Raw genomic sequence first — 13,954 nt, forward strand, 5'->3', positions numbered from 1 at the left:
GACGCGACAAGAGTGACTGAACGTCGCGTCAGGGGGCATTGGGGATCTGGGGGGATCTTTTGCTGACGTCTGTCTTCATCGCTGCCGTCTCGCTGGCCTTGTTCTGGATGGCGGCCTTCACCCTGTGGTGGCAGATGCACGCGTGGCGTACGCCCGAAGTGCTGGCCTCCACCCGTTTCAGCAGACCGGACGGGGACGAGCACGTCTCGTTCTCGCTGCTGCTGCCGGCACGGCATGAGCAGGCCGTGCTGGACCACACGATCCAGCGGCTGCTGGAGTCCACACACACCGACTTCGAGATCATCGTGATCGTGGGGCACGACGACCCCGAGACCACGGCGGTGGCCGAGAAGGCCGCCGAAGGAGACCCGCGCGTGCGGGTCGTCGTCGACACCCACGACAAGAAGAACAAGCCGAAGGCCATGAACACGGCGCTGCCGCACTGCCGCGGCGATGTCGTCGGGGTCTTCGACGCCGAGGACCAGGTCCACCCCGAGCTCCTCGCCCACGTCGACCACGCCTTCCGGACGACGGGTGCCGATGTCGTGCAGGGCGGCGTCCAGCTCATCAACTTCCACTCCAGCTGGTACTCCCTGCGCAACTGCCTGGAGTACTTCTTCTGGTTCCGCTCCCGCCTGCATCTGCACGCGCAGAAGGGGTTCATCCCGCTCGGCGGCAACACCGTCTTCGTACGGACGGACGTGCTCAGGGAAGCGGACGGCTGGGATCCCGACTGCCTTGCCGAGGACTGCGACCTGGGAGTGCGGCTGTCCAGCGTCGGCAAGAAGGTCGTCGTCGCCTACGACTCCGACATGGTGACCCGGGAGGAGACCCCAGGCTCGCTGATGTCGCTGCTCAAGCAGCGCACCCGCTGGAACCAGGGCTTCCTGCAGGTCTACCGGAAGAAGGACTGGAAGCAGCTCCCGGGCCTCGGCCAGCGGATGCTCGCCCGGTACACGTTGATGACGCCGTTCCTGCAGGCGTTCTCCGGCGTGGTCATCCCGCTGAACGCGGCGGTCGCACTCTTCCTCGACGTGCCCGTCGGGATCGCCTTCCTCACCTTCCTGCCGCTGGTCACGGCCGCCGTCACCTTCGTCTTCGAGGTCGTCGGACTGCACGACTTCGGCAAGCAGTACGGGCTCCGCGTCCGCCCCGTGCACTACCTGAAGCTGGTCGTGGGCGGCCCCTTCTACCAGGTCCTCCTCGCGGGGGCCGCGATCCGCGCCGTATGGCGTGAGCAACGCGGCCGCAACGACTGGGAGTTGACCAGCCACGTCGGCGCACACCTCACCCGGGCCGAAACCCGGGCCGAAACCCGGCCCGAAAACCGGCCCGAAAACCGGCCCGAAAACCGGGCCGAAACCCGTGCCGACGCCCACGCCGAAGCCGGCTCGAACCGTGACATCCGAGAGGACGTCCCTGCGTGACCTCCACCCTTCCCGCGGTGACCACTCCGAAGGTCCCCGCGCAGTGGCAGCCTGCGCCTGAGCCCGGTTCGGCCGGTCGAACGGCCCCGCCCCGGCGTCTTGGAACCTCTCGCCCCGACCTCCTCCTGTGCGGCGCGCTCCTGGTCGCGATCGTCGTCGTGCAGGGCTGGAACATCGCCGACTACCCGACGCTCAGCGACGACGAGGGCACCTACCTCGCGCAGGCCTGGGCGGTCCAGCAGGGCAAGGGCCTGGCCCACTACACGTACTGGTACGACCACCCGCCGCTCGGCTGGATCCAGATAGCCGTGCTCACCTGGATACCGTCCTGGCTCAGCCCCGGCTCGATGACCGTCGGCAGCATGCGGACCGCGATGCTGGTCGTCTCCGCGGTCAGCGCGGTCCTCGTCTACGTCCTCGCGCGCCGGCTGTCGCTGCCGCGCTGGGCCGCCGGGCTGGCCATGGCCCTGTTCGGCCTCTCGCCGCTCTCGGTCGTCCTGCAGCGCGAGATCTTCCTCGACAACATCGCGGTGATGTGGACGCTCCTCGCGTTCACCCTCGCCGCCTCCCCGAGCCGTCATCTCTGGCACCACTTCGGCGCGGGTCTCGCGGCCGCGACGGCCGTGCTCACCAAGGAGACGATGCTCGTCGTCCTGCCGGCGCTGTTCGTCACCATGTGCCGGCACAGCCACCGCGACACCCGGAAGTTCGCGGTGACCGGCGCCGTCACCGCCTGCGTGCTGATCGGCTTCAGCTATCCGCTCTTCGCCCTGCTGAAGGGCGAGCTGGTCCCGGGTGGCGGCCACGTCTCCCTCTGGGACGGCATCAAGTACCAGATGACCAGGCCGGGTTCGGGATTCATCCTCGATCAGAACTCCGGCTCGCACGGCGTCCTGCACTCGTGGCTCTACTACGACCGCGTCCTGCCGCTCGGCGGCCTGGCCGGCGCGCTGCTGCTGGTGGCCACCTGGCGCTGGTCGGTCACCGCCCGCGCCCTCGCCGGGCCGGCCCTCACGGTCGCGATCCTCACCGCACTGGCCATGCGCCCGAACGGCTACCTGCCCGCGATGTACGTCATCCAGGCACTGCCGTTCCTGGCCCTGGTCCTCGCCGGCGGCACCGCCTCCGTCGCCCACGCGGTGCTGCGCAGGTGGCGGCGGACCGACGAGCAGCGATGGAGGACGGGCGGCCGGTACGCCCTCGCGGCCGTCCTCGCCCTCGCGGCCGGCGCCTACGTCGTCCCGAAGTGGTACGAGGGTGACCGCACCGCCGTCACCATGGACGCCAACGCCCCCTACCGGGCCGCCTCCACATGGCTGACCACGAAGGTCGAGAACCCGAAGGGCACCCGCGTCCTGGTCGACGACGCGCTCTGGCTCGACCTGGTGCACGGCGGATACCGGCCAGGACTCGGCGTCATCTGGTTCTACAAGGCCGACCTCGACCCCGCGGTGACCAAGACGATGCCGCACGGCTGGAAGGACCTCGACTACGTCGTCGCCTCCCCCACGGTGCGCCGCGACGCCGTGGATCTGCCCAACGTCAAGGCGGCCATTGAGCATTCGGCCCCGGTCGCCACGTTCGGTACGGGTGCGGACCGGATCGAGATCCGGCAGATCCAGACGACCGGCACGGCTGATGGAGGCACCCGATGACCCACGAGTACACCGCCCGCGGAGAACTCGACGACCCCGCCGTACGCGGCGCCTGCGCGAGCGAGCCGAAGGGGCGCGCCGGTGTCGAGAGCGCGAGCGCGCGGAGGCCCGAAGGGTTGAGCACGGTCACGGTCTCGACACCGGCTGGAGCGCCCCGGAGGCGAACCGCGGCAAAGGAAGCAGTCGCCGAGCCCGGTGCCGTCACCATCGTCGTACCGACGTACAACGAGTCCGCGAACGTCCGTGAACTCCTGCACCAGATCACCGAGTCGGTGCCCTCCCGGCTGCCGTGTGAGGTCGTCTTCGTCGACGACTCCACCGACGACACCCCCGAGGTCATCCACGAGGCCGCCAGGGACTGCCCGTTCCCGGTGACCGTGCTGCACCGCGAGGAGCCCGTCGGAGGGCTGGGCGGCGCGGTCGTCGAGGGCATGAAGGCGGCCGGGTCGGACTGGATCGTCGTCATGGACGGTGACTGCCAGCATCCGCCGTCCCTGGTACCGGAGTTGGTGGCCACCGGCGAGCGCGCGAACGCCGGACTCGTGGTCGCCTCCCGCTACATCAAGGGCGGCAGCCGGGCCGGGCTCGCCGGCAACTACCGGGTGGCGGTCTCGCGCGGGGCGACCTGGCTGACCAAGTCGCTGTTCCCGCGCAAGCTGCACGGCATCAGCGACCCGATGAGCGGCTTCTTCGCGATCCGCCGCAGCGACATCACCGCCGAGGCCCTCAAGCCGCTCGGCTACAAGATCCTCCTGGAGCTGGCGGTCCGCAGCCGTCCGCGTCAGGTCACCGAGGTGCCGTTCGTCTTCCAGGACCGGTTCGCGGGAGAGTCCAAGTCGAGTGCGCAGGAAGGCTTCCGCTTCCTGCGCCATCTGGTCGGTCTGCGCACCGCCTCGCCCCTCGCCCGCATGGTGGGCTTCGGCCTGATCGGCGCGAGCGGATTCCTGCCGAACCTGGCCGGCCTGTGGGCGCTGATGGCCGTGGGGCTGCACTACGTCCCCGCCGAGATTCTCGCCAACCAGCTGGGCGTCGCCTGGAACTTCGTACTCATCGAGCACCTGTTGTTCCGCGACCGCCGGCAGCACCGTCGCTGGTGGGACCGCGTCGGCCGGTTCGCGCTGCTCGCCAACGCCGATCTGGTGCTGCGCATCCCGCTGATCGCGCTGTTCGTGCACCGGTTCGGGATGGGTGCCCTGTCCGCCACCGCGCTCGCGCTGGTGACGACGTTCGTCCTGCGCTTCGTGGGGACCGAAGCGCTGGTCTATCTGCCGCGCAGGGGGCGCGGCAGTCCTGGTGCAACAAGGAGAGCCGCGTGAACAGACGCAGTTGGGTCAGGCACCGGAGAAGGACCGCACTGGTCGGGGTGGGGACCCTGACCGCCGGTCTGCTTCTCACCTCACCCCAGTCCGCAGAGGCCGCCAACCTCGTCAAGAACGCGGGCTTCGAGACGGCCGGCACCGATGGGATGCCGTCCTGCTGGGAGAGGTCCGGCTGGGGTGACAACGACTTCACCTTCGAGACGACGAATGACGCCCACAGCGGCTCCAAGGCGATGAAGGTGTCACTCACCCGCCGCGTCGAGGGCGACCGCAAGGCGCTGATCACCGAGTCCGCCCAGTGCGCGCCGGTGGTCACGGCGGGCAAGCAGTACGACCTCGGGCTCTGGTACAAGACGACCACGCCGGACGCGAACATCACCCTGTTCCGGCACGACAGCACGGCCGGCTGGCAGTACTGGACCGACCTCAAAACCCTGGAGATGCAGGGGAGTTGGACGCAGGCCACGGTCCGCACCCCCGAGGTCCCGGCCGGTACCGACCGCATCACCTGGGGTGTCTCGGTCTACGGCACCGGCTCGGCGACCACCGACGACTACACGATGGACCAGGTCCCGGACGTCACACCGCCCGCCACCTGTACGGGCACCGCCGACCAGTGCGCGAACGGCCGCTGGGACGTGCTGCCCACGCAGAACCCGGTCCGCTCCATGCACTCCGTCGTCCTCAGCAACGGCAAGGTGCTGCTGATCGCCGGGTCCGGCAACAGCGAGGAGAACTTCAACGCGGGCACGTTCACGTCGGCCGTCTACAACCCGGCCGACGGCACCTACAAGGTGATCCCGACCCCGAAGGACATGTTCTGCTCCGGCCACATCCAGCTGCAGGACGGCCGGGTGCTGGTGCTGAGCGGCAACAAGGCGTTCCCGGTCGCCGGCGGGCACGGCTACGAGGGCTACAAGGACTCGTACATCTTCGATCCGAAGACCGAGACGTACAGCAAGACCAACGACCTCAACGACGGCCACTGGTACCCGTCGGCGACCGAGCTCGGCAACGGCGACGTCGTGTCCTTCGGCGGTCTGCGCGAGGACTCGACCGGCTCGGTGACCGCCGAGTACTGGTCGGACGCCCAGCAGAAGTGGCTGGCGTTGTGGCAGGTCAACCAGACCTGGTCGTACTGGGGTCTGTACCCGTCGATGATCCTGATGCAGGACGGCCGCCTCTTCTACTCGGGCAGCCATGTCTTCGGCAACAACATCCCGGGCACGGGCAGCGCGATCTACGACTACGGCGCGAACACGGTCACGCAGGTCCCGGGCCTGCAGAAGAAGGACGAGCGCGACCAGTCCGCGAGCGTGCTGCTGCCGCCGGCGCAGGACCAGAAGGTCCTCACCATCGGCGGCGGCAACATCGACTCCAATCCGGAGGGCAACCGTCTGACGGACGTGATCGACCTCAAGCAGGCCGACCCGGCCTATGTCGCCGGGCCGCTGGTCCCGCAGGGCACGGTCGACCTCGGAAACGGCAAGGTGCCCGAAACCGGCAGCCAGGGCAAGATGTACGTCTCCGCCGTACTGCTGCCCGACGGCAAGGTCCTGGAGACGGGCGGCGGACTGCACAACCGGGCCAACCCGGTCTTCGAGGCGTCGATCTACGACCCGGCCGGCAACACCTTCGACCCGGTGGCCGCGGACCCCGAGGCCCGCGGCTACCACTCGTCCGCGTTCCTGCTCCCCGACGGCCGTGTGATGGCCACCGGTGACAACCCGGGCAACGGCACCTGGAACCACAACGTGTCGATCTACACGCCGCCCTATCTGCTCAAGGGCACGCGTCCGACGATCACTTCGGTGATCGACACCGAGTGGAACTACGGCGACACGCAGCGGATCACGGTCGACCGGCCCATCGCCAAGGCCGAGTTGATCCGCCCGGCCGCAGTGACGCACTCGTCCGACCCGAACCAGCGGTTCGTGGACCTGCCGCTGTCCGTCGACGGCAACAACGTCGACCTGAACGTGACGAGCAACCCCAGCCTGGCCCCGCCCGGCTGGTACATGCTCTTCGCGGTCGACGCGGGCGGGGTGCCCTCGGTGGCGAAGTGGGTGCATCTGCAGGGTCCGCAGGCCCTGAGCGCCGACACCGCCGAGGCGCACGTCCACTCCTTCGCGGACTCCCTGTCCGGCAAGGTGACCGGGCCCGGCAAGAAGCGGACCTCGCAGCAGGTGTCCGTCACCGTCTCCGGCTGCGACCGGCACTACGGCTCGGTCAACGTGTGCGTGCCGACCGCCTTCCCGAAGGGCGTGAAGAAGACGACGGCCGCGCGCTGCGACTGGCTGAAGAAGAACGACTACGGCCGTCTGAAGGTCAACGGCGGTGACGACCCGCTGGGGCTCGACCCGAGCAAGGACGGCCTCGCGTGCGGAAAGGCGGACCTGAAGAAGCGGTAGCCCCTTCACGACCGGCGGGGCGGGCGGCCCGTGCCGTCCGCCCCGCTCCGTCAGCTGCCGCTGCTGATCGCGCCCGTGATCGCGGCGTTCGTGTTCCCGCGGGCCGCACGCTCGCCGGCTCGTCGCGCCTGCTCGGGCGTGGCACCCAGCGCGTTCGCCTTCAGGATCGCCTCGTTGCGCCGCTGTTCGGCCTGCTGCGCGCGCCTGGCCCTGAGACTGCTGAGGAAACTCAAAATAGCCATGCGGGTCGCGCTACCCGGTACACGGCACGGGAAACGGCCCCGGGGCGAACGTTGCCTGTCGGGGCACTAGCCCGCGAACTCCTGCAGGGCCCGCTCCACGATGGCCACCAGCTGCTCGTGGTGCGCGCCCTTCCAGTACGCGCGCCCGCAGTCCTGGCACTGCGCGAAGACGTCGTACGACCGGTGCGTACCGCCCGCCAGTTGGTCCGCGACCTCCTCCTTGGTGGCCTCTTTGAGCAGTCCGTTGCAGGCGGTGCACCGCGTCCACGGCTTCAGCTCGGGCCGGAACCGGTCCAGGACGTCCCGGAGCTGGTCCTCGGGGCGGGTGCTGTAGACGTAGGCGCCGGCCCACAGTTCGCGGCGGCGCAGCAGGCCCCGGTCGCGGCTGAGCAGGACCCGCTGCTCGGCGGCCGAGCGTGCGGACAGGGCCGGGTCGCCGATGTCCGTCGACTCGTACGCCGTGTCCACGCCGAGGAGACGCAGACGGCGGGCGAGGGTGCCGAGGTGGACGTCGAGGAGGAAGCGGAGGGGCGCGCCGGGGACCCGCTGGGGGCGGTCGACGCAGTGGACCTCCACGCAGTCGCCCGCGGCGGCGACGTACGACAGCGGTACCTCACGGCCGTTCACCCACAGGGTGCCGACCTCGGTCAGCGGGACGCCCGTCGACTCGACGACATGGCCGAGCGAGGAGACGCCGTCGGTGACGAGCGCGGTGGCGGCGCTACGGCGCTCGTGCGGGACGAACAGGGCCAGGTCGGGGGCGAACTCGACGTGGATCTCGGGACCGTTCACCCGGTCAGGATGTCACGGGAGGGGACGCCGGGCTCAGCGGTTCTGAGTGGGGAGGCCGCGCTCCAGGACGTCCAGGGCGCGGTCCACGAGGTCGCCCAGCTCGTCCTCGAAGCCGTTCTCGGCCCAGTACATGGAGGCCTCCATGAGGCCGGCGATGAAGGACATCGCGTACACGCGGACCTCGATGCCGTCCGGGTCCAGGCCGTGGCGCTCGCCGATGGCCTGGCGGAGCATGCGGCCGGTCGACGACATGCTCTCGACCATGCGGGAGCGGACGGCGGGGATCTGGACCGCGAGGTGCGCCCGCATGCGGGTCACCTCGGGGTCCTCCCGGTCGTTCGCGTCGATGGCCAGGTGCATCACGTGCCGCACCGAGTCCATCCACGGCTCGCCGGCCGGCCGGGCGCGCAACTCCTCGGCCATCAGCGGGTCGTGCTCGTCCGTGAGGACGATGTCCTCCTTGGCCGGGAAGTAGCGGAAGACGGTCGAAGGCGACACCTCGGCGCGCTCGGCGATCCGCTCGACGGTCGTGGCGTCGTACCCCTGCTCCTTGATCAGCCCGTATGCCGCGGCGCGGATCGCCTCGCGGGTCTTGATCTTCTTGCGTTCCCGCAGGCCCGGCCGAGGGCGGTCGGCGGGGGAGGAGAAGGATGATCGTGCGGCCGTCATGGGGTTCATTGTCAGTCATCCTCCGAGGCGGTGGCCATGTCCGGTTCGGGGCGTCCCACCGGTCGCCCGCAGCCCGTCCCCGGCAGGAGGGCCGCTGCAGGCAGCGCCGCCACGAGAGCCGCGACGCCGCACACCAGCGGGACGACGCTCATGCCGTGGACGTACGCGCCGTTCGCTGAGGCCGCCGGCCGGGCCGCGTGGCCGGGGCCCGCCTGCCCGGCGATGAGAGCCTCTTCTCCATCTGAGCGACAGTGGGCATTAAGTGAGAGTGGCTCTCAAAATGTAGTCGCTGTCAATCGTCGGGTGGTATCGGGACATGAAAAATGGCCACGGCTGGAGGGCCGTGGCCATGGAGAAGGCGGTGGAGCGGTTACCCGTGCTGGTATGCCACCAGCGAGATGCCCACGTAGTGGACGACGAACGCGGCCAGCGTGAGGGAGTGGAAGACCTCGTGGAAGCCGAACCAGCGCGGTGACGGGTTCGGCCGCTTGATGCCGTAGATCACGCCGCCCGCGCTGTAGAGGAGACCGCCCACGATCACCAGGACCAGCACCGCGATGCCTCCGGTGTGCATGAAGTCCGGCAGGAAGAAGACGGCCGCCCAGCCCATCGCGATGTAGCAGGGGGTGTAGAGCCAGCGCGGGGCGCCGACCCAGAAGACGCGGAAGATGATGCCCGCGGCCGCGGCACCCCAGATGCCCCACAGCAGCCACTGCCCCTTGGCGCCCGGCAGCAGCAGCATCGTCAGCGGTGTGTAGGTGCCCGCGATGATCAGGAAGATGTTGGCGTGATCGAGTCGGCGCAGGATGCCGTCCATGCGCGGGCTCCAGTTGCCCCGGTGGTACAGCGCGCTGACGCCGAACAGCAGGCAGGCCGTCAGGGCGAAGATCCCGCAGGCGATCCGCCCTCTGGACGAGTCGGCGAGGGCGGTGAGCACCAGGCCGGAGATGAGCGCGGCCGGGAACATGCCCAGATGCAGCCAGCCGCGGAGCTTCGGCTTGATCGGCTCGGCGAGCTGCTGGGCGTGCTGCTTCATCTGGTGTGGCAGGGAGGGGGCGCCGGAATCGCGGCCGGCGGCCGGCATGTCCGTGGGCGCGTCGGGGACAGGCGCAGTCATGCGCTCAATCGTATCTACGGAACCGTAAGTCAGAGATGTGTACGGGCCGAGAGCTGGTCAAGAGTGGCCATCCTCTCACGGGAGTTGGGTACGCGGCCATCAGGCAAAAGAACCGTCAGATGAACTCAACGTGCACGTAAAAACACGCTGGGAAACACGGCGGGGCGTGACGATCCCCACTCCGCTCACTTGTGAGGCCCTCTGGACATATGGGCACCCGCGTCGCATGATCATATGAGTGCGGTCGGCACCGGATGAGCGCTGAGGATCCAGCCACGAAGCATCCGGGCCGCAGCCCCCACGGGGCCTCCAACAAAAAATCCCTCATTTTAGGAGCAATCGTGGCGCGCGACAACGCGGCTCCCACCGTCATCCCCACCAAGCATCAGGAACTGGTCTCGTGGGTGAACGAGATCGCAGAACTGACCCAGCCGGACAACGTGGTCTGGTGTGACGGATCCGAGGCCGAGTACGAGCGGCTGTGCGAAGAGCTCGTCGCGAAGGGCACGTTCAGGAAACTCGACCCGATCAAGCGCCCGAACTCCTACTACGCGGCCTCCGACCCGAGCGACGTCGCGCGCGTCGAGGACCGCACCTTCATCTGCTCCGAGAAGGAGGCGGACGCCGGCCCGACCAACCACTGGAAGGACCCCGCCGAGATGCGGGCCGTCTTCCAGGGTGAGAAGGGCGTCTTCCGTGGCTCGATGAAGGGCCGGACGATGTACGTCGTCCCGTTCTGCATGGGCCCCCTCGGCTCGGACCTCTCCGCGATCGGCGTCGAGATCACCGACTCCGCCTACGTCGCCGTATCGATGCGCACGATGACCCGCATGGGACAGCCGGTCCTCGACGAACTCGGCTCCGACGGCTTCTTCGTGAAGGCCGTCCACACCCTCGGCGCCCCCCTCGCCCCGGGCGAGGCGGACGTCCCGTGGCCGTGCAACTCCACCAAGTACATCTCGCACTTCCCCGAGGCCCGCGAGATCTGGTCCTACGGCTCGGGCTACGGCGGCAACGCCCTGCTCGGCAAGAAGTGCTACGCCCTGCGCATCGCTTCCGTGATGGCCCGCGACGAGGGCTGGCTCGCCGAGCACATGCTGGTGCTCAAGCTCACCCCGCCGCACGGGGAGCCGAAGTACGTGGCGGCGGCGTTCCCCTCCGCCTGTGGCAAGACCAACCTCGCCATGCTGGAGCCCACGATCTCCGGCTGGACGGTCGAGACGATCGGCGACGACATCGCCTGGATGCGCTTCGGCGAGGACGGCCGCCTCTACGCGATCAACCCCGAGGCCGGCTTCTTCGGTGTCGCGCCCGGCACCGGTGAGCACACCAACGCCAACGCGATGAAGACGCTGTGGGGCAACTCGGTCTTCACCAACGTCGCGCTCACCGACGACAACGACGTCTGGTGGGAGGGCATGACGCAGGAGACCCCGGCCCATCTGACGGACTGGAAGGGCAACTCCTGGACGCCGGCGTCCCAGACCCCGGCCGCCCACCCCAACGCCCGCTTCACCACCCCCGCCGCCCAGTGCCCGATCATCGCGCCCGAGTGGGAGGACCCCAAGGGCGTGCCGATCTCGGCGATCCTCTTCGGCGGCCGGCGCGCCACCGCGGTCCCGCTGGTGACGGAGTCCTTCGACTGGAACCACGGAGTCTTCCTCGGCGCCAACGTGGCCTCCGAGAAGACCGCCGCCGCCGAGGGCAAGGTCGGCGAACTGCGCCGCGACCCCTTCGCCATGCTGCCGTTCTGCGGCTACAACATGGGCGACTACATGGGTCACTGGATCGATGTGGCGAAGGACAAGGACCAGTCCAAGCTGCCGAAGATCTACTACGTCAACTGGTTCCGCAAGAACGACGAGGGCACTTTCGTCTGGCCCGGCTTCGGCGAGAACAGCCGCGTCCTGAAGTGGATCGTCGAACGCCTCGACGGCAAGGCGGACGGCGTCGAGACCCCGATCGGCGTCCTGCCGGCCAAGGGCGCCCTCGACACCAAGGGCCTCGACCTCTCCGAGGAGGAGCTGGACTTCCTCCTCACCGTCGACACGGAGGTCTGGCGCGAGGAGGCCGCGCTGGTGCCCGAGCACCTCAACACCTTCGGCGAGCACACCCCGAAGGAACTGTGGGACGAGTACCGCGCGCTGGTCGAGCGCCTGGGCTGAGCCCGCACCGAGACTCCGCGGCCGGTTGGGATGTGCCCTGACCACAGATCGTCACGGCCGGTCGCGGTGACCGACCGGCGAGGTTCCGCACAACGGCGTGCGGGGCTCAGGGTCTGTCGTCGCGTTCCCGTCCGCCCCGACGGGAAGGCGACGACAGGCCTTCGTCTTTTTCCGCCATCACCTCTGCGGCGCCACGACACCGCGTCGGCAGGGGAGCCCGGGGGCTCAGTGGGACGCGAGTTCGCGGGGCTCCAGGGCCGCCGCGTGTACGTCCATCTGCTCGGCGGCGAGGATCGCGGCCGCTGTGTCGGCACGGGACGCCGCCACGACCAGGGCGCGTCCGGCGAGGGCGTGCGCCCGCTGGTGCAGAACCATGGAGTCGACGTCGGACGCTGCCACGGACATGCGGACCGGCGTCATCCCGCCCCGCAACCGGGCCACCTGCGCGGCGAGCCGTTCGGCCGCGATGTCCAGGTCCTCGGCGGGGGCCAGGGTCCGCAGCTCGTCCGTGACGGCGAGGAGCGCCGCGAGATGACCCGCGAGCTGGATGTCCAGCTCCTCCTCGCGGGAGCGGTGCGGAAAGTCGGAGGGCGTGCCGGCCATCGTGCTGTGGACCGACTTGGTGCGGATCGGTTCGTACATGGATGGCCTCCCGTGCTGTCAGGAAACCATCCTAGCTTAGATTTCGTCTAAAGTTGAGTCGGCGCAAAAGATCTACGGCTGGCCGTAGCCGTCCAGGAAGTTCCCGATCCGGGTGACCGCGTCCCGCAGATCCCCGACCGACGGCAGGGTCACGACCCGGAAGTGGTCGGGCTCCACCCAGTTGAACCCGGTCCCCTGCACGACCATGATCTTCTCCCGGCGCAGCAGGTCCAGCACCATCCGCCGGTCGTCCTTGATCTTGAAGACCTTGGGGTCGAGGCGCGGGAAGAGATACAGCGCGCCCTTGGGCTTCACGCAGGTCACGCCCGGGATCTGGGTGAGCAGCTCGTACGCGACGTCCCGCTGCTCCTTCAGCCGTCCGCCCGGCAGCACCAGATCGTTGATCGTCTGCCGGCCGCTCAGCGCGGCGACCACGCCGTGCTGTCCCGGCATGTTCGCGCACAGGCGCATGTTCGCGAGGATCGTCAGGCCCTCGATATAGGAGTCCGCGTGCGCGCGCGGGCCGGAGATCGACATCCAGCCGACCCGGTAGCCGGCCACCCGGTACGCCTTCGACATGCCGTTGAAGGTGAGGGTCAGCAGGTCCGGGGCGACCTTCGCGGTCGGGGTGTGCGTGGCGCCGTCGTAGAGGATCTTGTCGTAGATCTCGTCCGAGCAGACCAGCAGGTTGTGGCGGCGTGCGATGTCGGTGAGCCCCTTGACCATCGCCTCGTCGTACACGGCCCCCGTCGGGTTGTTCGGGTTGATGATGACGATCGCCTTGGTGCGGTCGGTGACCTTGCGCTCGACGTCCGCGAGGTCGGGCATCCAGTCCGACTGCTCGTCGCAGCGGTAGTGCACGGCCGTGCCGCCGGAGAGGGAGACGGCTGCGGTCCACAGCGGGTAGTCCGGCGACGGTACGAGGACCTCGTCGCCGTCGTCGAGCAGGCCCTGCATGGCCATCACGATCAGCTCGGAGACGCCGTTGCCTACGAAGACGTGCTCGACGTCCGTCTCGATGCCGAGGGTCTGGTTGTGCATGACGACCGCGCGGCGCGCGGCCAGCAGGCCCTTCGCGTCGCCGTAGCCGTGCGCCGTCGACACGTTGCGGAGGATGTCCTCGAGGATCTCGGGCGGACACTCGAAGCCGAACGCCGCCGGGTTGCCGGTGTTCAGCTTGAGGATCCGATGCCCGGCCGCTTCCAGCCGCATCGCCTCCTCGAGCACCGGGCCCCGGATCTCGTAACAGACGTTGGCGAGCTTGGTCGACTGGATCACCTGCATGTCTGGGAGCTTACGGCCCGGTAACGCCTCTTGGGCCGTGTTTTCCACCACGTGAGACGCGGCGGTTTGGGTGGTTATCGCCGATGGCGGCCCCAGGGGTCCCATGCGCCTCCGTGAGCTGCGGTCATGCCCGGTCCGCCCGAGTGGGTGAACGGGCCGCCGAACGTGTACCACCCGCGGCCGAAGGCGCCCCCGCCGGAAAGAAATCCTTGCCCAGTCATCCCTTTCCCT

The 13,954-nt window shown here is 69.0% G+C and carries 12 protein-coding genes; 5 read left to right on the forward strand and 7 right to left on the reverse strand.

Annotated elements, in window-relative coordinates:
• Positions 1 to 59: 59 nt before the first annotated feature.
• The 4 genes from OOK07_RS27695 to OOK07_RS27710 are packed head-to-tail and all read left to right on the forward strand — an operon-like array spanning position 60 to position 6,812.
• Positions 60 to 1,427, forward strand: a complete 1,368-nt coding sequence (locus OOK07_RS27695) for a glycosyltransferase (RefSeq protein ID WP_266799130.1) — start codon at positions 60 to 62, stop codon at positions 1,425 to 1,427.
• Positions 1,424 to 3,082 (forward strand): ArnT family glycosyltransferase, encoded by a 1,659-nt coding sequence (locus OOK07_RS27700; RefSeq protein ID WP_266799132.1) that lies wholly within the window; start codon positions 1,424 to 1,426, stop codon positions 3,080 to 3,082. Before OOK07_RS27695 ends, OOK07_RS27700 begins: the two co-directional genes overlap by 4 nt.
• Positions 3,079 to 4,398, forward strand: a complete 1,320-nt coding sequence (locus OOK07_RS27705) for a glycosyltransferase (RefSeq protein ID WP_266684280.1) — start codon at positions 3,079 to 3,081, stop codon at positions 4,396 to 4,398. The genes OOK07_RS27700 and OOK07_RS27705 overlap by 4 nt, the downstream gene beginning before the upstream one ends.
• A complete protein-coding gene (locus tag OOK07_RS27710; protein WP_266799135.1) occupies positions 4,395 to 6,812 on the forward strand; it encodes a galactose oxidase family protein in 2,418 nt (805 codons plus the stop codon). The genes OOK07_RS27705 and OOK07_RS27710 overlap by 4 nt, the downstream gene beginning before the upstream one ends.
• A 50-nt stretch (positions 6,813 to 6,862) precedes the next feature.
• Here the strand turns inward: OOK07_RS27710 and OOK07_RS27715 are convergent, their stop codons facing one another.
• From OOK07_RS27715 to trhA, 5 genes are all read right to left on the reverse strand, one after another.
• Entirely contained in the window at positions 6,863 to 7,054 is a 192-nt protein-coding gene (locus tag OOK07_RS27715; RefSeq protein ID WP_266684284.1) for a hypothetical protein, read from the reverse strand.
• A gap of 66 nt (positions 7,055 to 7,120) precedes the next feature.
• Complete coding sequence (locus tag OOK07_RS27720; protein ID WP_266684286.1) at positions 7,121 to 7,846, reverse strand: Mut7-C RNAse domain-containing protein; 726 nt, start codon at positions 7,844 to 7,846, stop codon at positions 7,121 to 7,123.
• A gap of 33 nt (positions 7,847 to 7,879) precedes the next feature.
• Complete coding sequence (locus OOK07_RS27725; RefSeq protein WP_524540323.1) at positions 7,880 to 8,515, reverse strand: TetR/AcrR family transcriptional regulator; 636 nt, start codon at positions 8,513 to 8,515, stop codon at positions 7,880 to 7,882.
• Between the two features lie 11 nt (positions 8,516 to 8,526).
• The gene (locus OOK07_RS27730) at positions 8,527 to 8,667 is read right to left on the reverse strand and encodes a hypothetical protein (RefSeq protein WP_266684290.1); all 141 of its coding nucleotides are present in this window, start codon (positions 8,665 to 8,667) and stop codon (positions 8,527 to 8,529) included.
• Between the two features lie 218 nt (positions 8,668 to 8,885).
• The gene (gene trhA / locus OOK07_RS27735) at positions 8,886 to 9,632 is read right to left on the reverse strand and encodes a PAQR family membrane homeostasis protein TrhA (RefSeq protein ID WP_266684292.1); all 747 of its coding nucleotides are present in this window, start codon (positions 9,630 to 9,632) and stop codon (positions 8,886 to 8,888) included.
• A gap of 341 nt (positions 9,633 to 9,973) precedes the next feature.
• Here trhA and OOK07_RS27740 point away from each other — a divergent pair, with 341 nt between their 5' ends.
• Positions 9,974 to 11,797 (forward strand): phosphoenolpyruvate carboxykinase (GTP), encoded by a 1,824-nt coding sequence (locus OOK07_RS27740; RefSeq protein WP_266684294.1) that lies wholly within the window; start codon positions 9,974 to 9,976, stop codon positions 11,795 to 11,797.
• A 225-nt stretch (positions 11,798 to 12,022) separates the two neighbouring features.
• On the opposite strand, the gene OOK07_RS27745 is transcribed toward OOK07_RS27740, so the two are convergent.
• Positions 12,023 to 12,439 (reverse strand): SCO4983 family protein, encoded by a 417-nt coding sequence (locus OOK07_RS27745; protein ID WP_266799140.1) that lies wholly within the window; start codon positions 12,437 to 12,439, stop codon positions 12,023 to 12,025.
• A 72-nt stretch (positions 12,440 to 12,511) separates the two neighbouring features.
• Positions 12,512 to 13,723 carry a pyridoxal phosphate-dependent aminotransferase gene (locus OOK07_RS27750; protein WP_266799142.1) on the reverse strand — a complete coding sequence of 404 codons (1,212 nt, stop codon included), beginning with the start codon at positions 13,721 to 13,723 and terminating at the stop codon, positions 12,512 to 12,514.
• Between the last annotated feature and the right edge of the window lie 231 nt (positions 13,724 to 13,954).

This window comes from Streptomyces sp. NBC_00078 (assembly GCF_026343335.1).
Lineage (GTDB): Bacteria > Actinomycetota > Actinomycetes > Streptomycetales > Streptomycetaceae > Streptomyces.